This window comes from Ruegeria sp. HKCCSP351, from assembly GCF_017872535.1.
Classification (GTDB): domain Bacteria; phylum Pseudomonadota; class Alphaproteobacteria; order Rhodobacterales; family Rhodobacteraceae; genus Ruegeria.
Map to the genome: position 1 here is coordinate 352,201 of NZ_JAEDOV010000002.1, position 25,017 is coordinate 377,217.

At 56.4% G+C, this 25,017-nt stretch carries 20 protein-coding genes; 10 read left to right on the forward strand and 10 right to left on the reverse strand.

The features are described 5' to 3' along the window. Positions 1 to 36: 36 nt before the first annotated feature. Positions 37 to 942, reverse strand: a complete 906-nt coding sequence (locus I9182_RS05825) for a LysR substrate-binding domain-containing protein (protein WP_209597179.1) — start codon at positions 940 to 942, stop codon at positions 37 to 39. 140 nt (positions 943 to 1,082) lie between these two features. Between I9182_RS05825 and I9182_RS05830 the strand changes: the two genes are divergently transcribed. Continuing rightward, positions 1,083 to 2,027 carry a PDR/VanB family oxidoreductase gene (locus I9182_RS05830; protein WP_209597181.1) on the forward strand — a complete coding sequence of 315 codons (945 nt, stop codon included), beginning with the start codon at positions 1,083 to 1,085 and terminating at the stop codon, positions 2,025 to 2,027. Between the two features lie 419 nt (positions 2,028 to 2,446). Continuing rightward, on the forward strand, positions 2,447 to 4,273 hold the full coding sequence (locus I9182_RS05835; RefSeq protein ID WP_209597183.1) for a BCCT family transporter: 1,827 nt from the start codon (positions 2,447 to 2,449) through the stop codon (positions 4,271 to 4,273). 197 nt (positions 4,274 to 4,470) lie between these two features. Here I9182_RS05835 and I9182_RS05840 read toward each other — a convergent pair whose 3' ends face one another. The 4 genes from I9182_RS05840 to I9182_RS05855 form a co-directional block, all read right to left on the reverse strand. Then, a complete protein-coding gene (locus I9182_RS05840; protein WP_209597185.1) occupies positions 4,471 to 5,262 on the reverse strand; it encodes a xanthine dehydrogenase family protein subunit M in 792 nt (263 codons plus the stop codon). Between the two features lie 95 nt (positions 5,263 to 5,357). Next, positions 5,358 to 7,718 (reverse strand): xanthine dehydrogenase family protein molybdopterin-binding subunit, encoded by a 2,361-nt coding sequence (locus I9182_RS05845; protein WP_209597187.1) that lies wholly within the window; start codon positions 7,716 to 7,718, stop codon positions 5,358 to 5,360. A gap of 80 nt (positions 7,719 to 7,798) precedes the next feature. Next, a complete protein-coding gene (locus tag I9182_RS05850) occupies positions 7,799 to 8,281 on the reverse strand; it encodes a (2Fe-2S)-binding protein (protein WP_209507073.1) in 483 nt (160 codons plus the stop codon). A gap of 28 nt (positions 8,282 to 8,309) precedes the next feature. Next, positions 8,310 to 8,858: a carbon monoxide dehydrogenase subunit G gene (locus I9182_RS05855; RefSeq protein WP_209597189.1), complete on the reverse strand. Its 549-nt coding sequence runs from the start codon at positions 8,856 to 8,858 to the stop codon at positions 8,310 to 8,312. 181 nt (positions 8,859 to 9,039) lie between these two features. On the opposite strand from I9182_RS05855, the gene I9182_RS05860 reads away from it, so the two are divergent. From I9182_RS05860 to I9182_RS05880, 5 genes are all read left to right on the forward strand, one after another. After that, the gene (locus tag I9182_RS05860; RefSeq protein WP_209507075.1) at positions 9,040 to 9,720 is read left to right on the forward strand and encodes a response regulator transcription factor; all 681 of its coding nucleotides are present in this window, start codon (positions 9,040 to 9,042) and stop codon (positions 9,718 to 9,720) included. A 45-nt stretch (positions 9,721 to 9,765) separates the two neighbouring features. Continuing rightward, positions 9,766 to 10,935 carry an FIST N-terminal domain-containing protein gene (locus I9182_RS05865; RefSeq protein ID WP_209597191.1) on the forward strand — a complete coding sequence of 390 codons (1,170 nt, stop codon included), beginning with the start codon at positions 9,766 to 9,768 and terminating at the stop codon, positions 10,933 to 10,935. A 3-nt stretch (positions 10,936 to 10,938) separates the two neighbouring features. Then, positions 10,939 to 13,152: a PAS-domain containing protein gene (locus I9182_RS05870; RefSeq protein WP_209507077.1), complete on the forward strand. Its 2,214-nt coding sequence runs from the start codon at positions 10,939 to 10,941 to the stop codon at positions 13,150 to 13,152. A gap of 100 nt (positions 13,153 to 13,252) precedes the next feature. Further along, complete coding sequence (locus tag I9182_RS05875) at positions 13,253 to 15,433, forward strand: Tex family protein (protein WP_209597193.1); 2,181 nt, start codon at positions 13,253 to 13,255, stop codon at positions 15,431 to 15,433. A 280-nt stretch (positions 15,434 to 15,713) separates the two neighbouring features. Further along, a complete protein-coding gene (locus tag I9182_RS05880; RefSeq protein ID WP_209597195.1) occupies positions 15,714 to 16,910 on the forward strand; it encodes an acetate/propionate family kinase in 1,197 nt (398 codons plus the stop codon). Here I9182_RS05880 and I9182_RS05885 read toward each other — a convergent pair. The 5 genes from I9182_RS05885 to I9182_RS05900 form a co-directional block, all read right to left on the reverse strand. After that, positions 16,907 to 17,674, reverse strand: a complete 768-nt coding sequence (locus I9182_RS05885) for a citryl-CoA lyase (RefSeq protein WP_245222506.1) — start codon at positions 17,672 to 17,674, stop codon at positions 16,907 to 16,909. The two genes, I9182_RS05880 and I9182_RS05885, sit on opposite strands and share 4 nt — an antisense overlap. After that, positions 17,671 to 18,855 (reverse strand): CaiB/BaiF CoA-transferase family protein, encoded by a 1,185-nt coding sequence (locus I9182_RS20370; protein WP_348540382.1) that lies wholly within the window; start codon positions 18,853 to 18,855, stop codon positions 17,671 to 17,673. The genes I9182_RS05885 and I9182_RS20370 overlap by 4 nt, the downstream gene beginning before the upstream one ends. Then, complete coding sequence (locus tag I9182_RS05890; protein WP_209597199.1) at positions 18,848 to 20,359, reverse strand: tripartite tricarboxylate transporter permease; 1,512 nt, start codon at positions 20,357 to 20,359, stop codon at positions 18,848 to 18,850. Before I9182_RS05890 ends, I9182_RS20370 begins: the two co-directional genes overlap by 8 nt. A gap of 1 nt (position 20,360) precedes the next feature. Beyond that, positions 20,361 to 20,843, reverse strand: a complete 483-nt coding sequence (locus I9182_RS05895; RefSeq protein WP_209597201.1) for a tripartite tricarboxylate transporter TctB family protein — start codon at positions 20,841 to 20,843, stop codon at positions 20,361 to 20,363. Positions 20,844 to 20,908: 65 nt separating this feature from the next. Further along, entirely contained in the window at positions 20,909 to 21,889 is a 981-nt protein-coding gene (locus tag I9182_RS05900) for a tripartite tricarboxylate transporter substrate-binding protein (RefSeq protein ID WP_209597203.1), read from the reverse strand. 108 nt (positions 21,890 to 21,997) lie between these two features. On the opposite strand from I9182_RS05900, the gene I9182_RS05905 reads away from it, so the two are divergent. The 3 genes from I9182_RS05905 to I9182_RS05915 are packed head-to-tail and all read left to right on the forward strand — an operon-like array spanning position 21,998 to position 25,009. Beyond that, positions 21,998 to 22,666 carry a response regulator transcription factor gene (locus I9182_RS05905; protein ID WP_209507084.1) on the forward strand — a complete coding sequence of 223 codons (669 nt, stop codon included), beginning with the start codon at positions 21,998 to 22,000 and terminating at the stop codon, positions 22,664 to 22,666. Further along, positions 22,656 to 24,023 carry a sensor histidine kinase gene (locus I9182_RS05910; RefSeq protein WP_209597581.1) on the forward strand — a complete coding sequence of 456 codons (1,368 nt, stop codon included), beginning with the start codon at positions 22,656 to 22,658 and terminating at the stop codon, positions 24,021 to 24,023. The genes I9182_RS05905 and I9182_RS05910 overlap by 11 nt, the downstream gene beginning before the upstream one ends. Next, positions 24,002 to 25,009: an ABC transporter substrate-binding protein gene (locus I9182_RS05915; protein ID WP_209597205.1), complete on the forward strand. Its 1,008-nt coding sequence runs from the start codon at positions 24,002 to 24,004 to the stop codon at positions 25,007 to 25,009. Before I9182_RS05910 ends, I9182_RS05915 begins: the two co-directional genes overlap by 22 nt. The last annotated feature ends 8 nt before the right edge of the window (positions 25,010 to 25,017 follow it).

The window sequence follows — 25,017 nt, forward strand, 5'->3', positions numbered from 1 at the left end:
TCAATACTAAAAATCCTAATGGCAAATTGAGGCAGGCTAAACCGAGCCCTGAGACAGTTCGTTAAGCAACCAATTCTTGAGAGCCAGCGCCCCTTCCGAGAGCTGATCGTCCGGGCGACCGACAAGATAGAAATTGTCCGGGGCAGGCAGGCTGAACTCCTCTAATGCCACGAGTTTCCCCGATGCGAGCATGGGCTGGACCAGACGTTTCCACCCCAACGCAAGACCCGCGCCTTTACGCGCGACCTGAAGGGCAAGCGCATAGCTGTTCACCCGCGATCCCACAGGAACAACCCCGGAAAACCCGAGGTCATGGAACCAGGATGACCAGGTCGTCCAGGTGCTGTCCTGCGTTTCAAGATGGATCAAACGCCGCTGCACGAGGTCTTCAAGACTGGCCCCTTTAAGGTCCGCGGCCATCTGGGGGCTGCAAACGGGTGTAAGGATATCGCGGTACAGTTTCGTGTGCGTGAGTTGCGCGTTCGCGTCCCGGCCATAGCGGATGAACAAGTCGATATCCGGCCGGTCCGTGAACGCCTTGTCCTGTGCCATCTGGTTCACTTTTACGTGCGGATAATCCTGCCAGAACCGGATGACAGACGGCGACAGCCAAAGTGCGGCGACGGCAGTAGTTGACCCAACGGTTACGTGGTTTTCGGAATCACTGCTGCGAATCTTCTCAAGCACCTTTGAAATCTGGCGGAACGAAGCGCTGAGTGCCTCAAACAGGTCTTGCCCATCCTCGGTCAGTTCCACGCCGCGGTGTTTCCGGACAAAAAGTGCCGCGCCCAGCTCACCTTCCAACGCCTTGATCTGATGACTGACGGCACCTGGCGTCACGGAAAGCTCGCTTGCGGCTTCCTTGAAACTGAGATGCCGTGCGGCGGCTTCAAAGGCCGATAATGTCGTAAGTGGGGGAAGGTTGTAGTGGCGTCGAGACATGGAGGTTTGTTGGCTTTCGAACTCTGGGTGAGCTCAATTCACCCGAATGTTAGAAATTTTGCAATTGAAATCTATCTTTTTTCCTGTTGTTTGCTGAACGACGCAGAATGTACGCCACGTGAGACCGAACAGGACAAGTGATGGATACTCAAGTCGCCCGCCTTGTGCGAAAAACATCGCTCAGCCCCGACACCACTGATTTCTGCTTCGAGATCGAAAGCGGGCGCTTCACCAGCCTCGAGCCCGGGGCGCATGTGGACATCCATCTTGAAGACGGTCTGATACGGCAATACTCGCTGTGGAGCTGGAGTCAGGATGGGCGCCTGATCAACGTGGCCGTAAAACGTGAAGACGAAGGGCGGGGCGGGTCACTGGCGATGCATGACCTGCAAGAGGGCGCGACCGTCGAAATCGGCGGTCCCCGCAACCACTTCAAACTCGAAAGTCATGATCGGCACGTCACTTTGATCGCTGGCGGTATTGGGGCCACACCACTGGTTGCAATGGCACGTGAGCTGCTGAACCGAGGGCAGGATTTTCGTGTCTATTATCTTGTTCGATCAAAAGAATACGCGGCGATGGATGCACAATTCCGGGCACTTGGTCTGGATGAATGGTATCATTTGCATTGTGATAACACAGACGGGGTATTCGATCTGAAATCGGTCATGCAATCGATGCCGATGGGCGCAGACGTTTATACCTGCGGCCCTGAACCGATGTTGAACGCGGTACTGGAAGCTGGTGCCTTGCTGCGCGGCGGCGCGATACACTTTGAACGGTTCGCCGCTGCGTCGGACATTGAGCATGCCCCGAACGCCGATTTCCAGATCAAGATCCAGTCGACCGGAGCGGTCTATCCCGTTGGCAAGGGCCAATCCATTCTGGAGGTTTTGCAGGCCAATGGTGTGCAGGTTGATTTCGGCTGCTCCGAAGGGCTTTGCGGAACCTGTATCGTTGATGTCGTTTCCGGCGAAGTTGATCATCGCGACGGTATACTCACCCCACAAGAGCAGGAAACGCATGAGTTCCTGTGCACATGCGTTTCGCGGGCAAAGTCCGACATACTGGTTCTGAAACTGTAAATGGAGTTACAATCACGCCCTCCATCTGTTGTCGCTAACATGTTATAAGAGCCATCAAGATGGTCGTTTCGAGTCGCATAAGGGTCGGATTCTCGGGCGAGCAGCCCCAACCTCCGATATAGGTTTTCTCGAATTGAAGGGCGCAACCACTTCTTGCGAAGCTGCAAGCAGGTTCAACGGCAAACTGATAGGTCACTAAGGACAAACAGATTTTGCAGGCGGCAAAAATCCGGGAGGAAAAGAGCGGTAGGAGACGCCACTTGCGCGTATGGACTTGCCGCAAATCTCAGTTGATCTGAACACTACCCACTCACTGTTTGGTGCATTGTGCATGTTTGTTTACGCCGTCCGGCACGCTGCATCCCAAACGGAACTCAAAAGAACAAAAAAAACTGCGAACACACGGAGGAAAACCCAACATGTCGATACCCGAACCATTCACAGACGTTGAGATAAAAACGGCGGATGCCGGTTTTTATGAAAACTACAGCGTCCCAATTGCCCTGATCAGCAAGGCCATTATGGTCGCTCTGGTTCTGTGGGCATTGGTATTCCCTGCAAACGCAAACGGAACGCTTGGCAGCCTGAACGGGCGGTTGCTCGAGCTTTTCAACAGCTTCTACATTGTCATTGTCGGGTTGTTCCTTGTTTTTCTGGCCGTTGTCGCCGCTATTCCGTCCACGGGTCGCCGTGTGATGGGAACACCCGGTGAAAAGCCCGAGTTTTCGAACTTCTCTTGGTTCTCCATGATGTTCGGCGCCGGCCTGGGTGTTGGTCTGATGGTTTTTGCAACCGCAGAACCATTAGGGCTGTGGGGTTCGAACCCCGAAGTCGTGTCCGAAGCGGTCGTGGGAAATACCCCCGAAGCACTGCAGTCGGCTTACCGCTATACCTTCTTGCACTACGGATTTCACGCGTGGGCCATCTATGTGGTGACCGGTTTGTCGCTGGCATATTACGCTTATACCCGTGACATGCCTCTCACCATCCGTTCGGCGCTGACGCCCCTGTTTGGCCGCTTCGTCAATGGCTTCTTCGGCCATGTGGTTGACGTACTTGGCGTTGTTGCAACGATCCTCGGTGTTTCTGTCACCATCGGCTATGGTGTCAGCCAGTTCATCGACGGGCTTTTTGCCATCACCGGTATGGAGTGGGTCATGGATCTGGGTGGCGAAGTTCCAACCCCCAGCAAAGTGGGTCTGATCACCGGTCTGGTTGTCATTATGTGCCTGTCGATTATTTCCGCAGTATCGGGCGTTGGTCGTGGTGTTAAATACCTGTCGAACCTGAACCTCGTATTGTCGATCATCCTGTTGGGCACATTTATCGTCTTCGGCTCGTTCGTCTTTGCCATGACCACTTATGGCACAGCAATGGTCGACTATATCCTGCATATCCTGTCGCTCAGCTTTAACGCCTATGGCCCGTTGTCAGTTGAAGCCTTCGCTGCGGCGTTGCCTGCCGAAGCACAAGCCCATGCCAATGATCTGATGGGTGGGGCCACCAATGCATGGGGCAGCTTTGACGGTTTCAAGAGCGGCCTGGAAGGGGCAGCAGCTGAGTTGGATGAAGCAACCCTGGCAGCCGTTTATGCGGCGGGTGAGCAGGGGCGTCAGTTCGGCTGGCAGTCGGGCTGGACCACGTTCTACTGGGCCTGGTGGATCGCGTTCTCGCCCTTCGTGGGCCTGTTCCTTGCCCGTATTTCGAAAGGGCGCTCTGTCCGCGAGTTCATCGTAGGCTGTGTGCTCGCACCGGCATTGGTTTGCTTTGCATGGATGACTGTTCTGGGTGGAACTGCGATTGATCTGGAACTGGCAGGCGCCGCAGAAGGTGCAATCATCGGTGCATCGAACACCAACAAGCTGTTCGTGACACTATCTTACATGATTGACGGTGGTCTGCTGTCAATGCTGAACGTGATGTGCGTGATCCTGATCATGACATTCCTCGTCACGTCGGCAGACTCGGGCATTCTGGTGATGAATACCATCATGTCGGGCGGCAGCCAAGAGACGGGCATCAAGCACCGCATCATCTGGGGTGTCATCCTGACGGCTGTGATCGGCGCGCTGATCCTCGCGGCGGGTGAAAACAACCCGATGGATGCGCTGCGAAACGCAATGATCATCGGCGCATTGCCCTTTACTGCTGTAATGGGTTTGATGTGTATTGCTCTGGCCAAAGCTTTGTTCCGCGACAGCCAGCGTGACAAACACGCCGCTACTGGTGCACAAGCCGCCGAATAAAGCGAAAGCTTAGCTTGTGACTTGATCAGGCCGCCCGGAATTGGGTGGCCTGATTTTTTTTGCGCAGAGACTGGCCACAACCCTCAAACAGCGAAAAGGTGCTGGCCAGCCCGACCTTGGCGAAACACTAAAAACCATATCTCAACGAAAAAGCCCCGGCAAAAACCGGGGCTTCAGAGCATCTTGTCGAGAAATGTCTACATGCAGGCTTCAACGGCGCGTTTGGTCATGACCGACACAAGATGCGCCCGGTATTCCTTGCTGCCATGTAAATCAGCGATCATGTTGGCAGGGTTAATCCGAAGGTCCATCAAGGCGTCCGGGCGGAACTCCTTGTTCAGCGCCTGCTCGGCTTCGCTCCAACGGAAGACGCCATCCTCACTTGCCCCGGTCACTGCCACACGCACACCGTCCGTGAAACGGGCCAGATATACCCCAACAAGTGCAAACCGCGACGCTGGCTGCAGAAATTTTTGATAGCTTGCCGCCTGCGGAACCGGAAAGCGGATCGAAGTGATGATCTCTCCTTCATCCAGGGCTGTGGTGAACATGCCCTGAAAAAAGTCATCTGCCGAAATTTGACGCGTATTGGTCACGACGGTCGCGCCGGATCCTAGCACGCCCGCCGGATAACAGGCTGCCGGGTCATTGTTCGCAACCGAACCACCGATGGTTCCACGATTGCGCACTGCCGGGTCGCCAATTTGTCCAGCCAATGCCGCCAACGCGGGATAAGACCCCGCAGCGTCGCGAGCAACGACAACGTGAGGTGTTGCACCCCCAACAGAGACCGAGCCGTCATCATCAACGCAGACGCCTTGCATCTCGGCAATGCCGCCCATCGACACCAGTTTGGACGGTGCCGCCAATCGCTGTTTCAATGTCGGGATCAGGGTTTGCCCGCCTCCCAATGCCTGCGCATCCTCTGCTGCCAATGCTGCAACCGCGTCAGCAATGGTCGAGGGCTTCTCAAACTCGAAATTGTACATTTCGTTCTTCCTTTCCAAAAGGCGCTGATCCGCCCTTCATCTGGCTATAAATATCCCGGGGAGCGCGAGGGGCTGGTCCCTCGCACCCCAACCTCTCAACCATGCATCGCCGTCCAAACGCGTGACGGGCTCATCGGCATGTCGATATGATCAACAGCCCTTCCACCCGAGTTCAACGCATCCAGCACCGCGTTGACCACCGCTGGCGGTGAGCCGATCGCTCCGGCCTCGCCGCAACCCTTCACACCAAGCGGATTGTGCGTACAGGGCGTCTGGCTGGAATGATCCACGCCGTAGAACGGGACGTCATCGGCGCGTGGCATCGCGTAGTCCATGAACGACGCGCTCAGCAATTGGCCGTTCTCGTCATAGGCGCAGTTCTCCAGCAGGGCCTGACCGATGCCCTGACCAATACCGCCATGTACCTGACCGTCTACGATCATCGGATTGACGATGTTGCCAAAGTCATCCGCTGCCGTGAACTTCTCGATACTGACCTGACCAGTGTCGGGGTCTACCTCGACCTCACAGGCATAAGCCCCTGCCGGGAAAGTAAAGTTGGCCGGGTCATAGAACGCGGTTTCCTCCAGTCCCGGTTCAACTTCCAGCGGATAGTTGTGCGGCACATAGGCCGTAAGGGTCACATCCCCCCACGCCACCGACTTGTCGGTCCCCGCAACACTGAACTGACCGTCCTTAAGTTCGATATCTGCCTCGGACGCTTCCAGCAAATGGGCTGCGATCTTTTTGGCCTTGTCGATCACCTTTTCGGTGGCCTTGACCATAGCCGAGCCGCAGACCGCCAGCGAGCGTGAGCCATAGGTGCCCATGCCGAACGGGATCTTCGAAGTGTCTCCGTGCACGATCTCGACCATTGACTCGTCGATGCCGATCATGTCGGCCACGACCTGCGGGAAGGCTGTTTCATGGCCTTGCCCGTGGCTGTGTGCGCCGACCATAACACTGATCGAACCAGTGGCGTTCACCCGAACTGTCGCCGCGTCGTAAAGACCTGCACGGGCTCCCAACATGCCAACGATATTCGAAGGCGCGATACCGCAAGCCTCGATATAGCAATTGACGCCGAGACCGCGCAGCTTGCCTTTGGCCTCACTCTGCGCGCGTCGTGCGGCAAAGCCCGCAAGATCAGCAGCGGCCTCCAGCTTGTCCATGGTCCCGTTATAATCCCCGGTGTCGTAAGTCAGCGCCACCGGCGTGTCATAGGGGAACTGCGTGACAAAGTTCTGGCGACGCAGGGCGATCGGATCGACACCTAACTCGCGCGCAGCCTTGTCGATGACACGCTCCAGTTGGAAGGTTGCTTCGGGTCGACCAGCGCCGCGATAGGCGTCCACCGGCACCGTGTTTGTGAACATCGCCTTCACATTCACCTGAATGACCGGGGTCTTATAGTTGCCTGCCATCAGCGTCCCATGCAGCCATGTCGGAACCGAGCTGGAGAAGGTCGACAGATAGGCGCCCAGATTGGCATAGGTGTTGGTCCGCAGGCCGATGAAGTTGTTGTCCGCATCCAGCGCCAGTTCAATCGTGCTGACATGGTCACGACCCTGCGCATCCGACATGAATGCCTCGGACCGGCTGGCTGTCCACTTGACGGGCCGGTTGCAGGCCTTGGCGGCAAAGGTGCAGAATGCTTCTTCCGCATAGTGGAAAATCTTTGTGCCAAAACCACCGCCCACATCCGGGGCCACGACGCGGACTTTGTGTTCCGGCAGACCCAGAACGAACGCGCACATCAACAAGCGGATGACATGCGGGTTCTGCGAAGTGGTATAGAGCGTATATTCATCCGTGCCCCTGCTGTACTCGGCCACAGCCACGCGTGGCTCCATCGGGTTGGCGACCAGCCGGTTGTTCACCAGATCCAAAGTGGTGACATGCGCCGCATTGGCAAAGACGTCGTTCACCTTGGCGTCGTCGGCCTCACCCAACTGCCAGTCATAGCAGATATTGTTTTTCAGATCGTCATGAACCAGCGTCGCGCCTTCCTGCGCCGCGGATTTCATGTCGATCACGGCGGGCAGTTCCTCGATATCCAGATCAATAGCCTCGGCCGCGTCACGGGCCTGTTCCAGGCTGTCAGCCACCACGGCAACGATTGGATCACCCACGTGGCGCACCTTACCCTGTGCCAGAATTGGGTGTGGTGGTTCCTGCATCGGCGCGCCGTGCTTGTCGGTCACTTCCCAGCCACAGGGCATTCCGCCCACGCCTTCAAAGTCTTTGCCGGTGAATACTCTGACCACACCGGGCATACCTTCGGCGGTTGATGTATCTACAGAATTGATCCGACCATGCGCGATGTCGGACCGCAGGAAATATACGTAAGCCTGACCACGTACGTTGATGTCGTCGGTATAGTTGCCTGCTCCGGTCAGAAAGCGGACGTCCTCGCGTCGCTTGGAACTGGCTCCGATGCCACTGTCTTTGGGCATTGCTTGTTCTCCTCCCATAAACGGATGCTGCTGCACCCTTCACTTGTCCCACGGGCGCAACGTTTACGCCCGCGGCGGCATCATTCCGCAGCGATACTGCCGACGTCCTGACCTGAGGCGGCCATGATCGCCTTGACGATATTGTGGTACCCTGTGCAGCGGCACAGGTTGCCTTCCAGGTACTTCCTGATTTCGGCTTCAGATGGGCGTGGGTTGTCTTTCAGCAGCGCAGCGGCGCTCATCACCATACCCGGAGTACAGAACCCGCATTGAAGGCCGTGATGATCCTGAAAGGCTTGCTGAATCACATTCAGCGAACCATCCGCATTTGCCTGACCTTCGATTGTGCCAACGTCAGCGCCGTCAGCTTCGACCGCCAGCATATTGCACGACTTCACGGCCTGGCCGTTCACATGTACAACGCAGGCACCGCACTGGGCCGTATCACAGCCGACATGCGTGCCCGTCAATGACAGTTGCTCGCGCAGAAAGCCGGACAGTAATGTCCGGCCCTCGACTTCGCCGCTGACGGCCTTGCCGTTCACGGTCATGGAAATTTTCATGACTTTCTCCTCCCTGAATTCCAACGGTTCAACCGCCCAATACGCGCTTGAACCAACCTTTTTTTGCTTCGCCGCCTTCACCCTCGGCTAAAGGTTCGGCTTGAACCTGATCCGAGGTTTCCGGATCGGGTGTTTTTTCGGGTTCGACCGCGTTCTGAAAATTTTCAAAGAACCGGTCGGCCATTTTTCTGGCGACGCCATCGATGACCCGGCTGCCCAGCTGGGCCAGCTTGCCACCGACACGTGCGTCGACGGTATAGGTCAGCAGTGTACCTTCGGGCACATCAGACAAACTGACATCGGCCGCACCCTTGGCAAAACCCGCAGCCCCACCCTTACCTTCACCCGAGAGCTTCACGCTTTCAAGCGTTACAATATCAGAAAGGGTAACGGCCCCTTTGAAGGTCGCTTTGACGGGGCCGACTTTCTGCACCACCGTCGCTTCGAATCCGTCATCGACCGAGCCCGTCATTTCCTGACATCCCGGAACGCATTCTTTCAGAACCTCAGCCGACAAAAGCGCGTCCCAGACCTTGGATCGCGGCGCGGCAATGACGCGGCTGTCACTAAGCTCCATTTCTCTTCTCCAAGTGTTTTTTCTTACGCTACGTGGTGTTTTTTGCCCTGCCTATTAGACCTTGGGTGTAGGTGTCGCCGAGCCGATCTTATGTACGACTTTGGGCCAGTAGGCGCAGATTACTTTCGTTGTTAGGATTGGATAAACTGGGGGCAACCTGATTGAAAAAAGGCAATACCAAATGCTTGCAGACTCCGTCGAAAGATCTGGCTTCGAGAAAGTGCTGATCGTCGATGACCACCCCCTGTTTTGCGACGCGTTGTCGATGACCTTGCAAAGCGTGGCGCAAATCGGGGAAATCCATACAGCGGACCGATTGGAAGGTGCGATGGAACTTCTGGCAGGGGGGCTGAAACCGGACGCGGTCATGCTGGACCTCAACCTGCCGGATGTGGAAGGGCTGGACGGCCTTGTCCGTCTGAAGGCTGCTGCGAACGCCCCGGTTATCGTGGTGTCCTCGATGACGGATAATCGCGTTGTCAGTCAGGTGATTCAGGCGGGCGCATCGGGTTATGTACCCAAGCACAGCCAACGCGATGTGTTTCGCCTGGCATTCGAGACAGTGCATTCCGGCAAAGTTTTTGTGCCCGAAGGGTGCGTTCTGTTCAATGTCGAAGAAGATGAACACGCCGAGGCGGTCAATCGGCTTGCGACACTGACAAATCAGCAGGCCCGCATTCTGCAACTGATCTGCGAAGGTAAGCTGAACAAGCAGATTGCCTATGACCTTTCCATTGCGGAACCCACGGTCAAGGCCCATGTCACCGCAATCATGCGGAAACTGGGTGTGCAAAGCCGGACGCAAGCCGTTCTGATTGCAAAGAAAGCTTCGTTTGCCAGCGTCTTGCAAGACCACGGCTAAGCGTCATACTCTCACTACATCGTCGCGCTTTAGGGAGGAGGCTCGATGGACCAAGCAGTCGGGTGGGCGACAGCCCGGACCGGTGCGGCAGGCATCGTCAAAACGGCTTTCGCGCGTTACGACACCGGGCAGGCGCTTGGGGTGCTCGTACGTCAACTCGGGGCTGAACCGCTTGCGCTGGTGATACTTTTTGTCAGTCCAAACGCGGACGCGGCTGCGGTCATTACCAATGCCGAGCAGGTGTTTGCGCCTACTCCGGTGGTTGGCTGTACCACTGCCGGAGAACTTGCGGATAGCGGTTATTGCGAGGATCAGATCGTCGCGATTGGCCTGCCACAATCCCATTTCGACGCGCGTACGGTCCTGGTTTCCGATCTGAACGATTTTGAGGCGGAAAGCATCATCAACGAGATGATCCACAACCGAAACAACATGATGGTCACGGCGCCCGACTGGAGCCATGAATTTACGTTCCTGATGATCGACGGATTGTCCACCAAAGAGGATGCGTTGACCTCTGAGTTGGCCGTCGGTCTGGGGCCAGTGCCGTTGTTCGGCGGATCGGCCGGTGATGGAACCCGGTTCGGGCGTACCTATGTACTGCATCAGGGCAAGGCGCTGAGCAATGCTGCCATTCTGGCTCAGGTTCGTACGCGGTGCCCGATCAAGGTGTTCAAAACCGATCATCTGGTACCAACGAACCGGCGTATGGTGGTGACCAAGGCGGACCCGGCAAAACGCATCGTTCAGGAAATCAACGCCGAGCCCGCCGCCCGCGAATACGCCCGTATCCTTGGCAAGGATCCGGATCAACTGACGACATTCACCTTTGCGGCGCACCCCGTTGTTGTGCAGATTGGCGGGCAGCATCACGTCCGCGCCATTCAGCAGGTGGCGGGCAACGGGGACCTCGTTTTTTTTTCGGCCATTGATGAAGGGCTTGTGCTGACGCTGGCCGAACCAAGGGACATGGTCGAGCACCTTGAGGAAGAAATCGGATTTCTGACCGAGAAACGGCAACCCGACACCATTCTGGGTTGCGACTGCATTCTCCGCCGACTGGAAGCGCAGGAAAAGCAAAAGACGCGCGACATCTCGGACATTCTGGCCCGCAATCACGTTGTCGGATTTTCAACCTACGGAGAGCAGTACAATTCCATCCACGTGAACCAAACTCTGACGGGTGTTGCTATTTATCCACCCGAGAAAGAGTAACCCATGATCGAGCATCTTACAGACCCGTCGGACTCGGTTGACCGCCAGAACGAGAAGCTTCGCAAGATCGCTGAAGCGCTGATGCGCCGGGTAGAAGAATCCACCGATGCGTCAGGCGCAGCCTATGCGCAGTTTCAGCGCGCGGCCGTGCTTGAACAAGAGGTCCGCGCCCGGACGAATGATCTGGAACGCGCCCTTGAATTGCTGAACGATTCCAATGCCAGATTGGCACAGGCGAACAAGGACACCGAAGCCGCACGCGCTGACTTGGCCAATGCAATCGAAACGGTGCAAGAGGGGTTTGCCCTTTTCAATCGCGACGAAAAACTGGTGCTGTGTAACAGCCGTTTTGGTCTGCATATGCCCGACATTCAGGAGCGGCTGAGCCCGGGATTGAGCTTTGCCGCATATGTCGAACTGGTCAGCCGATCAGGGTTTCTGTCCCTGCCTGAAACAATGACCCCGACAGACTGGGCCAAAAGCCGTCTGGATCGGCACACGGACGATCATGTGGTGTTCAACGTCCGGCTTGTTGGCAATCGGTGGTCGCAAGTATCCGAACACCGCACGCCGGATGGCGGCACTGTTATTCTGCAAACCGATGTGACCGATATCATGCGGATCGAACGGCAGGAGCGTGACCGGATACTGGATGACAAGGCCAGGCTGATCCGCGCAACGCTGGAACATATTGAACAGGGCGTTTGTATTTTTGACAACAAACACCGTCTGATCGGGTGGAACAACCGCGCCAGCGAGTTGCTGGCCATTCCGATCGCGCAGTTTCAGATGGGGACCCGGTTTGAATCGCTGTCCAACCGCCTCAGCGCGAACATCAAGTTCCAGAAGGGAATAACGGAAGCCGATCTGCTGGATTGGGTAACGCGGCAAACCTATCGCCGTCCTCTGCAATTTCAGATGCACCGTGGAAGGTCGAAAATACTTTCTGTGTTTGCGCAGGAAATGCCCGACAGGGGTTTTGTGATATCCTTCACCGATGTTACCGCAGAACGAAAGTCCGCTCAGGCCTTATATGAAGCCAAAGAGCTGTTGGAACAACGCGTAACATCACGCACGATGGAACTGGCTGACGCTTTGAACGAGGCCGAGCGTGCAAACGCGTCCAAGTCGCGATTTGTGGCAGCGGCCAGCCACGACCTGTTACAACCTCTTTCCGCGGCAAAGCTTTATGTTGCATCGCTGGGCAGCGGCCTGGACAAAGACGACGCAAGGACCGTTGCAGGCAAGGCTGAAAGTGCGCTGAACAGCGTTGAACACATTCTGGAAGCGCTGCTGGATATCTCGAAGCTGGATTCAGGACGGGCCACCGCGCATTTGTCCACCATATCAGTGAGTGCGCTGTTTTCTCAGATGGAAGACGCATTTCGCCCGGTTGCGCAGGCAAAAGGGCTTGAACTGTCATTTGTTGACACAAACGCGCGTGTGACCAGCGACGCCAGCTATTTGCGTCGGATTTTGCAGAACCTGCTGTCGAACGCGATCAGGTATACCGAGACCGGAAAAGTTCTGGTCGGTGTGCGGCGTCGTGAAGGCGCAATTGCCTTGCAGGTCTGGGATACGGGCATCGGAATCGCGTCAGACCAAAGAGACCTCGTTTTTCAGGAATTTCAGCGCCTGCATTCTGATGCCAGTGCCGCAGAAGGTATGGGATTGGGCCTTGCAATCGTAGAGCGCGCCTGTGGGCTGTTGCAACATCCAATCCAGCTGTATTCCGAAGTAGGCAAAGGAACTGGATTCTCGGTCGAAGTACCGTTGGCACAGGAAGAGCAGACTGCATGCGGCAGTGCCCCTGCGGCCCACGATCCGGGCTACAACATACTTGGTAACACGGTCGTATTGTTGATTGAGAATGATGAAAATCTTCGTAGCGCACTGACCATGACCGTCGAATCCTGGGGGGTCGAGGTTTTGGAGAGCGAAAGCGAAGACGAAGCAATCAATCTACTTCGCGAAATTGACATTCTGCCCGACGCAATAGTTGCCGATTTTCAGTTGAACCACGACAGAACCGGTATCGACGCGATACATGCCCTGACGAACGAGTTTGGGCCTCTGCCCGGCTGCATTATTTCGGCGAACCGATCACCTGAACTGGCCGAGCGTTGCAAGCACGCCAATCTGCCTTTGCTCTACAAACCGCTAGATGCGCAACTTCTGCGCTCAACGCTGGAATCGTCGATTGCACGCCGCGACTGAGCGGCATCAATCCGCGACCGGTTCAGATTGAACCAAGGGTCTTCCCCTTGCCGAAACAGCTGGTTAAGAAGTTCTTCCAGCGTCGTTTCAGGAGGCACCATTGGACCGTATCGCCCGCACCATCGCTACCGAGATTAATGCACGTCCCGAGCAGGTCGGTGCCGCGATCAAGCTACTGGACGACGGAGCAACCGTGCCATTTGTCGCCCGGTATCGGAAAGAAGCAACCGGAGGATTGGACGACACCCAGTTGCGCCTGCTGTCCGAGCGGCTGACCTATCTGCGCGAGCTTGAAGCGCGGCGCGAAACCATCCTGAACTCGATCAAGGATCAGGGCAAACTGACGGAAGATCTGAACAAATCCATAGCGCGTGCGGAAACCAAAGCGCAGTTGGAAGACATATATCTGCCTTACAAGCCAAAACGGCGCACCAAGGCGATGATTGCGCGCGAAAATGGGCTGGAACCTTTGGTTGATGCTATTCTGACGGACCGCAACTGCGATCCTGAAACGCTAGCCGCGGCGTACCTCACCGAGGTGGTAGCAACGACCCGGGATGCTTTGAACGGCGCGCGGGACATTTTGACCGAGCGGTTGACAGAAAACGCCGCACTGCTGGGCGAATTGCGCAGCTTCATGCAGCGCGAGGCTTTGCTCAGCGCAAAGGTCATCGAAGGCAAGGAAAAGGACGGCGCCAAGTTCAGTGACTACTTTGACCACGCCGAATTGTGGGCGGACGTGCCTTCACATCGGGCTTTGGCAATGCTGCGGGCATCCAAAGAGGGTGTCGTCACACTGGATATCGCGCCTGAACCGGAATTTGGTGCCGCGCGGGCCGAGACGATTGTCGCCGCTCATCTACAGACACGCGGCACTGGGCCGGCAGACGCGTGGTTGCGCAAAGTCGCGGGCTGGACATGGCGGGTAAAGCTTTCGCTGTCCATGATGGTCGAACTGATGGCTGTCCTGCGCAGCCGGGCGCAGGACGAAGCCATTCAGGTCTTCTCGCGAAACCTCAAGGACCTGCTGTTTGCCGCACCGGCAGGTGCCAAGGCGACCTTGGGTCTGGATCCGGGCATTCGTACGGGCGTAAAGGCTGCTGTCGTTGATGCGACCGGCAAGGTTGTCGCCACTGATACCTTGTATCCGTTTCAGCCGAAGAATGATTTGCATGGCGCACAGGCCAGTATCCTCAATCTGATATCTGCTCATCAGATCGAACTGGTCGCAATCGGGAACGGGACGGCCAGCCGTGAAACCGAAAGATTGGTTGCAGACACTCTTGCACTTCTACCCAAGACGGTGAAAGCACCAACAAAAGTGGTGGTGTCAGAAGCTGGCGCTTCGGTCTATTCCGCATCTGAACTGGCTGCACGCGAATTTCCGGACCTGGATGTCTCGCTGCGTGGTGCGGTCTCGATTGCGCGCCGATTGCAGGACCCCTTGGCCGAGCTGGTTAAAATCGAACCGAAATCCATTGGTGTTGGCCAGTATCAGCATGATGTGGATCAGCATCGTCTGTCACAGTCGCTGGATTCCGCGATCGAGGATGTGGTGAATGCTGTCGGGGTTGATCTGAACACCGCATCTGCCCCTTTGCTGTCACGCGTGTCTGGTCTGGGTTCGGCGCAGGCCGAAGCGATTGTCACCCACCGTGACCTGAACGGGCCCTTCCGATCGCGGAAGGATTTGCTGTCCGTCGCCCGCCTTGGACCGCGCGCGTTCGAGCAAAGCGCCGGTTTCCTGCGCATCAGGGACGGTTCCGAGCCTTTAGATGCGTCTTCAGTGCACCCCGAAGCCTATGACATTGCGCGCCGGGTCGTTGCTGCCTGCGGTCGCGATATCCGTCACATCATGGGCCATGATGGCGCGTTAAAGGGGTTGCGGGCCGAACAATTTGTAACTCAGGATTTCGGCCTGCCGACCGTTCGGGACATCTTTGCCGAGCTTGAAAAGCCCGGACGCGACCCCCGCCCCAGTTTTGTCACCGCATCTTTCACCGATGGCATCGAAGAAATTACCGATCTGAAACCCGGAATGGTTTTGGAAGGCACAGTCACCAACGTCGCCGCCTTCGGCGCTTTTGTGGATATCGGCGTGCATCAGGATGGGCTGGTTCATGTCAGCCAGCTGGCGGACCGGTTTGTCAAAGATCCGCATGACGTGGTTAAGACCGGGCAAGTGGTTAAAGTACGTGTCGTCGATGTTGATGTCCCGCGAAAGCGCATTGGGTTGACCATGCGAAGACAAGGGGGTGGAGGAAACCGTCGCGGGGGATGAAGTGCACTGTGCTTCGGAACCCGTGTTTGACGGCGTCAGCTTAGTGCCTTGCACGTGCTCCAATCCATGATTACGACTAGGTTGGCAGGAATGAAGGTGATGTTGGCACCCCGGAAAAAAATGGGCTGAACGATCTTTTCTTCCATGGAGATTTGCAAAGACCGGGGTTTGTAGCGGTTGGCTGGCTCGTAGTCTTGGGTAATGTCTTAAACTCAACCTTGTACCAGAGCGGATCAGTAAACCTTAGGAACTTCACCTTTTCGCAAACCAGAGGATATGCATGACACATGTCGTGACACTGAATGCCGGATCGTCTTCGATGAAGTTCGGCCTGTTCGAACTGACAGAAGACGATCCAGTCATGGTGTGCACCGGTGTGGTCGAACGGATCGGTGAGCCTGAGCCAATCGTCAAGGCGCGGTCATCTGGTGGTGGAGTTCTGGCGAATGGCACGGCAGGCGATATTCACGACCACGCTGCTGCCCTGGACTGGGTACTGAATCTGTTGTCACGGGCCTTCCCCAGTTGCGAGGTCACCGCGGTTGGGCATCGTATTGTTCACGGCGGACCTGAGATCGATACGCCTTTGCCGTTGACTGCCGCTGCTTTGGAGGAGTTGGACAAGCTCTCTCCGTATGCACCTCTGCACCAACCGCATAACCTGGCTGGCGTCAAGGCAGCTATGGAACGCTTTCCAAATGCCGCCCAGATTGCCTGTTTCGACACGGCCTTTCATCGCAGCCACCCCTGGGAGAACGACGTATTCGCCCTGCCGCGCGAGTATTACGACAAAGGCGTCCGGCGCTATGGTTTTCACGGGCTTAGTTATGAGTACATTTCGGACCATTTGGCCAAAACCGCGCCGCTTTTGCACGCGGGGCGGGTTGTGGTTGCGCATTTGGGTAACGGGGCGTCGATGTGTGCCATGATCGGGGGCCGGTCCGTCGGTTCGACCATGGGGTTTTCGTCGTTGGACGGGCTGCCGATGGGATCCCGTTGCGGTCAGCTTGATCCCGGTGTTTTGTTGTATCTTATGGATCAGGAAGGGTTGAGCGCCTCTGAGATTTCCGACCTTCTGTTTCGCAAATCAGGTTTGCTGGGTCTGTCCGGACTTTCAAGCGACATGCGCACTCTTGAAAAAGCAGATACCCGCGAAAGTCGACAGGCCATCAGCTATTTCACGTTCCGCATCCGCCGCGAACTTGGTGCAATGGCAGCAATACTGGGCGGTATTGACGCACTGATCTTCACAGGTGGTATCGGAGAAAACTCGCGCCTTGTGCGCGACAGGGTATGTTCCGGAATGGGGTGGTTGGGGATTGAACTGGATCCCGAAGCCAACGCGGACAATGATAGGATCATCTCGACAGACCTGTCCCGAGTGGTCGCCATGGTTATTCCGACAAATGAAGAGTTGGTTATTGCCCGTGCGGCCGCCGATCTGTTGGCAAATCGATCCCATCGGAAAAGCGCTTAGCTAGGCTGGTACGTCCAGCGATATGAGGGCGGGGTCGGTCCTTTGTTGCGACCACCTTGCTGCATCTGCTCCCATGCATGTGCCAGAATACCCACTGATCGGGACAGGCAGAAAAGGCCGCGCGCCAATGGTGGCGCAAACCCAAGCTCGGCATAAATAACTGCGGTTGCGCCATCGATGTTCATCGGGACAGGTTTGCCCTTATGCCGCGCAAGTTCTGCCTCGATCTGCTGCGCAATGCGCATGAATTGCCCATCGCAAGCACCGGTTTTCACCGCTTCGGCGACCAAGTCCATCAGGCACGGCGCACGGGGGTCTATAGGCGTGTGAAACCTGTGCCCAAAACCCGGAAGTATCTTTCCGTGGCTTTCGATCCACGCATCGATTGCCTGCTCCAAAGCGCCAGGGTAGTGGCCCACAAAATGGTAGAGTTCCACGGCCTGCTCGCCGGCCCCTCCATGAATGTCGCCCAACATGTTCACCGCGCTTGCCATCGCGTTGTTGAGGGGCAGGCCACATGTAACCGCCATGCGCGCGGTCGCAATCGATGGGGCCTGAGGACCGTGGTCGACTGCCGCGACCAGCGCGGCTTCGAACAATTTGGCCTGCGCTTTTGATGGGCGGTCTCCACGTACCATAAACCAGATCATTTCCGCGAAACCAAGACGTCCGATCAGGTTTTGAATCGGCTCTCCGCGCAGGTCTATCCGGCCAGGTTCCATATCGATGATGGAAGTTGCCCACCAATCTGCCACATCGCTCATATGATCCCCTCTCTGCTTAGCGCGTCGATTTCCGCGTCGGTCAATCCGATTTCGGACCACACCGCTTTGTTGTCGGCCCCAAGCTTTGGTGGTGCGATTTGCGGCATTCGCCGGATGCCATCCATTACGACGGGACTGCCTGCAAGCTGCATCTGTTCGCCGTGAACCTGTAAAGAGCCAATCAGACCGCGATCGGAAAGTTGCGGGTCTGCAAGGGCTTCGGGCACGGTCAAAACTTGTCCGGCTGGTACTCCCAATGCATTTAGTGCACTCACCCATTCGGACGCAGCCTTCGTTCTTAGGGTTCGTTCCAGTTCTGAGCGTAAGGCGTGGCGGTTTCTTTTGCGGTCTTCACGCGTTGCGTAGTCGGGGTTGTTTAGCAGGTCATCTCGCCCCAGATAGCGGGCAAGTGCCTGCCATTGCTCGTCCCGATTGGCCGCGATGTTGATCGGGCTGTCCAGCGTGGCAAATGTACCTGAGGGGGCCGAGGTTGTGTTCTCATTCCCATGCGCTCCGGGCGTTACACCACCCACCAGATAATTTGATACAACCCAGCCCATTGTCGAAATAACGGCTTCGGACATCGCAACATCCAGATAGGTGCCGCGTGGGTTGGCGTTCAATGCCGCCGAGACTGCAAAGGCAGCCGTCATCCCCCCGACCGTGTCCGCCAACGGATAGCCGACACGATACGGTGCCGTGTCGGGGGCGCCGGTGATTGACATCACGCCGCTGATACCCTGCACAATCTGGTCATAAGCCGGATCATCGCGCCGGGGGCCATCCTGCCCGAACCCGCTGATGGCGCAATAGATCAGGTTGGGATTGACGTTGCGCAGAACTTCATAACCAAGACCAAGACGATCCATTACTCCGGGCCGGAAGTTTTCCACCAGAACATCAGCGGACTGGACAAGGCGTTTCAGCAGCGCCTTGCCCTTTTCCGATTTCATGTCCAGCGCGACAGACTTTTTCCCGGCATTCTGCGCCAGAAAACTGATCCCCATCCCCGCCTTGTTTCTGGCAGGATCAGCACCCAGAACACGAGCAAGGTCGCCACCATCAGGGCGTTCGACCTTGATCACGTCGGCACCCATCAATGCCAGTTGGTAACAGCAATACGGACCCGCGAGGACATTGGTCAGATCGAGAACCCGTATTCCCGCCAGCGGGTCAGTCACCTTCGGCAACCCCTTCTGACCTGGCCTGTGCACGGCGCGCGCGGTAGCTGGGTAGGAGCACCAGAAGCGCCGCGATAACCAGCAGACCCAGCGTCATCGGGCGCTCCCATATAAAGGCGATGCCATCGTACAGCTGCATGGACCGCGAGAAGTTATCTTCCATCATGCCACCGAGGATGAAACCGATCAGCAGTGGTGCCAATGGGTAATCAGCGAATTTCAACGCCGTTGCGCATACCCCAAAACCTACCAGTATCAGCAGTTCGGTTGCATTGTTCTGCCCGATATAGGCCCCCATCAGAGTAAAGAACAAAATAAAGGGGATCAGATAGTTGCGCGGCACCGAGAGTACTTTGGCAATATAAGGGATCAGCGGCAGATTCAGGATCAGAAGCACCAGGTTGCCAATGAACATGGACATGATGACCGCCCAAAAGATCTGCGGGTCGTCCAGCATAAGGCGTGGGCCCGGTGTCACATTCAGAGCAATCAATGCCCCAAGCAGGATTGCCGTCGTTCCCGATCCGGGAATGCCCAGGGTCAGCAGCGGCACGAACGAGCCTGTACAGGCGGCGTTGTTCGCCGTTTCAGGCGCGGCCAGCCCTTTGATCGACCCTTTACCGAATTCGTCCTGCTCGGCTTTTGGGGCGATGTTACGCTCGACCGCGTAGCCCAGAAAGCTGGCAATCGTTGCGCCCGCTCCCGGCAGAACGCCGATGAAAAACCCCTGTATAGACTGGCGGCCAATCACTGGTGCAATGGCTTTGGCTTCCTCCCTGCTTATGCGCAGGTCCTTGATTTCACCTTCTTCCCCCTTAAGGTCCTTGGGTTTGAGGACAAGAAACAGCGCCTCGGGTAATGCGAACATGGCCATTGCAAGTGTGATAAAGCCAAAGCCCGACTGCAAATCCATGATGCCCATGGTGAAACGAGGCATATTGAACAGTGCGCCTTCACCAACGGTCGCCATAATCAACCCAAGGATTGTCATTATGATAGCCTTGGCAACCTGGCCTGTTCCCGCAAAGGCGGCAATGGCCGACAAGCCGACAACCATCAGCGCGAAATACTCGGCTGAATGGAAAAGCAACGCAACAGAGGACAGGGCAGGGGCGAAGATCATCAAAAGCAATGCGCCTAACGTTCCGCCTGCAAAACTCGCGATTGCTGCAATGGTCAGGGCCTTGCCCGCTTTGCCCTGACGCGCCATCGGGTAGCCGTCAAAGCTGGAGGCGACGGTACCCGCGACCCCCGGCGCATTCAGCAGAATAGAAGAGGTCGAACCACCAAAAATGGCGCCATAATACACGCCGGCCAGCAGGATCAGCGCAGCGGACGGGTCGCCCATGGAAATTGCGACCGGGATCATGATGGCGATAATCGACATCGGGCCCAGACCCGGAAGCATTCCGATGAATGTGCCAATCAGACAGCCCGCCACGACCATCAGCAGATTTTGCAGTGAGAATGCCGTTTGCAGGCCAATCAGAAGTCCTTCAAGCATGTCAGCCTCCGAAAATGCCGGGCAAAGGGCGCATGTAGATGCCAAGGACTTCCTGAACCAGATACCAGACCGTACCGGTGGCGATCAGGGCGACGGGCAGCATGATATGCCATTTTCGTTCACCCAAGATAAAAGACCCAAAGATCAGGAAGGCCGAAGTTGAGATCAGGAACCCTACGGGGCGCAGGCACAACGCGTAGACGACCATCAGAACTAGTAACATGATCGCCTGACCAAGATGGTAATCGCCCAACCGCCGGTAATCGATTTCAGGTTCGCTGGGTTCAGCCTTTTCAAAGCCCAGCAGAATGATCGTGGTAGTGGCGATCCCCAGAATTGACAGCACTTTGGGGAAAGTGCTTGGCCATATGGGGTTTCTTTGCATGAAAGGGGGCAGGCTACTGTCCATCGTGAACCAAGCGGCGTAGCCATATGTTAAACAAACACCCAGAAGAATGAGCGCGATCCAGCGATCCAGCGCCATGGGACCCCCTCCTTTTTTAGTCGTCAGGGTTGGCAGAGCGGGTTACCGCTCTGCCCAAGTTGGATTCAGAGGAAGCCCAGCTTCTTCATCAGATCACCAATCTGTTGTTCTTGCTGCTCAAGAAATGACCGGAAATCATCGCCCGAGTTGTGGATGTTCACCCAACCGTTGCGTGCACGAACCTCTTCCCATTCAGGGGTCTCGTACATCTTTGCAAGCGCGGCCTGGTAAGCTGCAAGCTTGTCCTCGGGCAGACCTGGGGCCGCAAAGAAGCCACGCCAGTTCACAAATGTGGTGTCGATGCCCTGTTCTTTCATGGTCATCGCGTCTGGGGCGGCGTCAACACGATCTGCCGATGTGACGCCAATGATCTTGACTTCACCTGCGTTGGCCAGATCGACGGCTTCCGAAAAACCGGTGGACAGCGCTGCAATCTCGCCGGACAGAAGGGCAGCCATGGCTTTGCCACCCGCATCATACGGAATGTATTTCACGCCAAGCGCATCCTTCCCAGCCGCTTCCATCACCATGGCTGCAACCAGGTGGTCCATGCCACCGGGGACCGAGCCGCCGCCGATGGCCGTGTTGCCCGGGTCAGCGTCGAAGGCAGCCAGCAGATCACTCATAGAGTTGATGGGGCTGTCTTTACCGACGACAATGGCTGCGTAATCACCGATCGTACCCGACACCAGTGTCAGGTCGCGGAAGTTATGAGGAAACACCCCAGTCAACGAACGGATCACAATTGGCGTGGAGTTCACCATCAGTGTCCCGTGGTTGCTGTCGGCGTTTTCAATCAGATAGCCGATGGCTTTGCCGCCACCACCGCCTGACATGTTTTCATAAGATGCGGTGCCCACAAGGCCGGCGTTCGTCAGCGCTTCGCCGGTGCCGCGAGCGGTACCGTCCCAACCACCACCGGCACCGCCGGGGATCAGAAAGTGGATGCTGTCCACTACCTGGTCTTCAGCCAGAACAGGTCCTGCAAGACCGACTGCAGCAACAGCTGCGATCAGGGCGCGACGGCCCAGTGCGAAAGTTGTCATGATGTCCTCCCATTTGACAACGGGCCGCATGGCGGCTCAGATTGGGAAAAACTTAAACACACCAACCTGACATCAACCTGTCATGCACGAGAATAGTGTTAAGACCCGATGAAATTTCTACTTGTCGAAGACAATCTTGACCTCGCAAACGCGATCGGTTCCCGCATGAGGTTGGACGGCCATGTGGTTGATCACGCTTCAAAACTGGACGATGCGACAGCCTTTGTTGAATCGCAGGAATACGATCTGATCCTGCTGGATATCATGCTGCCGGACGGGGACGGTCGCGATTTCCTCAAGCGGCATCGCGCGAGCCATTTGGACACGCCGGTGATCGTTTTGACGGCCCGCAGTCAGGTTTCGGATCGAATCGGCTCGCTTGATCTGGGTGCTGACGATTATGTCACCAAGCCGTTTGATCATGCCGAGCTTGAAGCGCGCTGCCGCGCAGTTCTGCGTCGCAAATCCGGGAATACGAAGACAACGATAGAAGTCGGTGGCATCGTATTCGATCCCCTGGCGGGCCATCTTACCGTGGGTGACGAGACCGTGTCGCTGCGGAATCGTGAACTGCGCCTGCTGGAATTGTTCATCAGCGCACCTGGTCAGGTTTTTTCGAAACAAAAACTAACCGACCGGCTTTTTTCTTATGATGATGATGTCTCTGATAACGCGATCGAAGTTTATGTGGGCCGCCTGCGCAAGCATCTGGAACCCTCGAACCTGAAGATCACCACGTTGCGTGGGCTGGGATACAGACTTGACCATGCCTCCTGATCCCAATGTGTCAGGATCGCTGAGGAACAGGCTGGTTCTGACACTGATCGGTGGCGCGGCCATACTTGCGTTCCTGCTGTTTGTCGCAGTGCGAAACTATGCTGCGCAGGTCGCGCAACAGGGGCAGGACAACATACTTGGCGCATCAGTGGCATCTATCCTCGATGCGGCCGCTTTGCGGGAAGGGGTGTTGGAGGTCGACATCCCATATGCCGCCTTCGCGATGCTAAGCACCCCTGCGGATGACCGGATCTTCTATTCAATCTTTCAGGACGGGTCTTTTCTGTCCGGATACGAGGATTTTCCTCCGACCGTTGGACAGCGTGACGGCAAGTCGCTTTTTAGATTCAGTCAGATCCGGGGTGAAACCATACGTCAGGTCAGCGCCAGCCGAACATTGGTGGGATTGGATAAGCAAACCGAGCTCGTGGTCGCGCTGGGGCAAACACAAGACGCGTTGGCCGAAACTCTGGACCAGATTTCGCGCAATGCAGCTATTCTGGGTGTAGGGTTCTTTGCCCTTGCTGCCGCTCTTTCCTTTTGGGCGACGTCCTCGACCATCGGGCAGCTGAACAGATTAACAACCTCTGTCACCCGCCGTGGGCCGCAGGATTTGAGCCCGTTCAAAAAGCCGGTACCCCGCGAAATGGCCCCTTTGGTTGCTTCACTGAACTCATTGATGGGTCGGCTTGATCAGTCACTCAGCCAGTCAGAAGACTTTATTGCCGAGGCGGCACACCGTGTTCGCACCCCACTTGCTACGGTCAGGTCATATGCTGACGCCACTTTGCAAAGGGTTGAAAAAGAAGAAAACCGCGAGGCTCTGCGTTCGATGGTGCGCGCCATTGACGAAAGCTCTCGTGCAGCTGGACAGCTGTTGGATCATGCGATGATCACGTTCCGGGCTGACCATCTTGAGCGGGAAGACATAGATCTGAACGCCTTGGTCCGTGACCTTGTGCAGCGCCTGACACCAATTGCCGAGATGAAGGACCTGTCACTGTCGCTTTGTGGCGACCCACAGGTCATGTATTCAGGTGACCCCATCCTCATTCAAAACGCCGTGCGCAACATGATCGACAATGCACTGAAATATGCTCCGGCTGACAGTTCTGTTCGCATCGAAGTCACTTCAGAACCTCGGGTTCAAATCCGGGTAAAAGACCGTGGCCCGGGGTTTCCCTCAAACGAAATTGACACTCTCACGCGCCGTTTTGAACGGGGTAAGAACGCAAGCGGCACCATCGGGTCCGGTCTGGGTCTGACCATCGTGCAGGACGTTGCAACAGCGCATGGTGGAGCGCTTGACTTGTCCAACAGGCAGGGAGGCGGCGCATGCGTTACATTATCGCTATAGTCCTCCTTTGGTTTCCCGCAGTCACACAGGCGCAAATCTGGGAGGATCGGCAAGTATTCAACGCCGAAGCGGACGAGGCGCATATTCGGGTCATCTCAAGCACGGATACGCTTTTATTTGAACCCATGATTTCCGGCTTTATCAAGGAAAACCCAGACATTTCCGTCGAGTATATGGTGACGGGTACTGCCGACATCGATCGGATCGTGCGTGCCGCACCGGAAGACTTCGATATTGTCATTTCCAGCGCTATGGACCTGCAACTGAAACTGGCCAATGACGGATATGGACGCGTGATAGATGACATATCTCTGCCGTCCTGGGCACAGTGGCATCGCAGTCTTTTCGCCTTCACGTTTGAGCCCGCGACCATCGTGATTAACCGTGCCGCCTTTTCCGGTGCGCCTATTCCAGAGACCCGACAGCAACTGATTGAAGCTCTTCGAATGCGACCGGACAGTTTTCGGGGCCGGGTGGGAACATATGACATCCGTCAGTCCGGTCTAGGGTATCTGTTTGCGACGCAGGATGCCCGTGCGTCAGAAACGTTCTGGCGTCTGATGGAAGTCATGGGCGGGTTGGATGTGCGCCTTTACTGCTGTTCCGGCGACATGATTGATGATCTTGTCAAAGGTGAGATCGCCGTCGCCTATAATGTTCTTGGCAGCTATGCGGACGCGCGCACCGGGCACAAGGATACACTTGAGGTTATCCTGCCGTCGGATTTTCAGACAACCATGATGCGCACGGCGATGGTGCTTGAAGGTACACCCGTACCTGAATTTGCCGCGTCTTTTGTGCGTCACCTTGTATCCAGTCAATCCAGCCGGGCAGGCGGCAGCCACACCCTCCCGCCTTTGGCACCTTTTGAAACGGACGAAGAACGTGAAACGATCGGGCTGGATCCAGCGCTGATGACGTTTTTGGACAGATTAAAACGCCGCCGTTTTCTGGCCGAATGGGAAAGCGCAGTTATCCAGAGATAGCCTTGCCG

Bases quoted from the DNA above. Each gene is read 5' to 3' on its own strand.
- I9182_RS05825 (WP_209597179.1), bottom strand. From the start codon at position 942: ATGTCTCGACGCCACTACAACCTTCCCCCACTTACGACATTATCGGCC.
- I9182_RS05830 (WP_209597181.1), top strand. From the start codon at position 1,083: ATGGATACTCAAGTCGCCCGCCTTGTGCGAAAAACATCGCTCAGCCCC.
- I9182_RS05835 (WP_209597183.1), top strand. From the start codon at position 2,447: ATGTCGATACCCGAACCATTCACAGACGTTGAGATAAAAACGGCGGAT.
- I9182_RS05840 (WP_209597185.1), bottom strand. From the start codon at position 5,262: ATGTACAATTTCGAGTTTGAGAAGCCCTCGACCATTGCTGACGCGGTT.
- I9182_RS05845 (WP_209597187.1), bottom strand. From the start codon at position 7,718: ATGCCCAAAGACAGTGGCATCGGAGCCAGTTCCAAGCGACGCGAGGAC.
- I9182_RS05850 (WP_209507073.1), bottom strand. From the start codon at position 8,281: ATGAAAATTTCCATGACCGTGAACGGCAAGGCCGTCAGCGGCGAAGTC.
- I9182_RS05855 (WP_209597189.1), bottom strand. From the start codon at position 8,858: ATGGAGCTTAGTGACAGCCGCGTCATTGCCGCGCCGCGATCCAAGGTC.
- I9182_RS05860 (WP_209507075.1), top strand. From the start codon at position 9,040: ATGCTTGCAGACTCCGTCGAAAGATCTGGCTTCGAGAAAGTGCTGATC.
- I9182_RS05865 (WP_209597191.1), top strand. From the start codon at position 9,766: ATGGACCAAGCAGTCGGGTGGGCGACAGCCCGGACCGGTGCGGCAGGC.
- I9182_RS05870 (WP_209507077.1), top strand. From the start codon at position 10,939: ATGATCGAGCATCTTACAGACCCGTCGGACTCGGTTGACCGCCAGAAC.
- I9182_RS05880 (WP_209597195.1), top strand. From the start codon at position 15,714: ATGACACATGTCGTGACACTGAATGCCGGATCGTCTTCGATGAAGTTC.
- I9182_RS05885 (WP_245222506.1), bottom strand. From the start codon at position 17,674: ATGAGCGATGTGGCAGATTGGTGGGCAACTTCCATCATCGATATGGAA.
- I9182_RS05890 (WP_209597199.1), bottom strand. From the start codon at position 20,359: ATGCTTGAAGGACTTCTGATTGGCCTGCAAACGGCATTCTCACTGCAA.
- I9182_RS05895 (WP_209597201.1), bottom strand. From the start codon at position 20,843: ATGGCGCTGGATCGCTGGATCGCGCTCATTCTTCTGGGTGTTTGTTTA.
- I9182_RS05900 (WP_209597203.1), bottom strand. From the start codon at position 21,889: ATGACAACTTTCGCACTGGGCCGTCGCGCCCTGATCGCAGCTGTTGCT.
- I9182_RS05905 (WP_209507084.1), top strand. From the start codon at position 21,998: ATGAAATTTCTACTTGTCGAAGACAATCTTGACCTCGCAAACGCGATC.
- I9182_RS05910 (WP_209597581.1), top strand. From the start codon at position 22,656: ATGCCTCCTGATCCCAATGTGTCAGGATCGCTGAGGAACAGGCTGGTT.
- I9182_RS05915 (WP_209597205.1), top strand. From the start codon at position 24,002: ATGCGTTACATTATCGCTATAGTCCTCCTTTGGTTTCCCGCAGTCACA.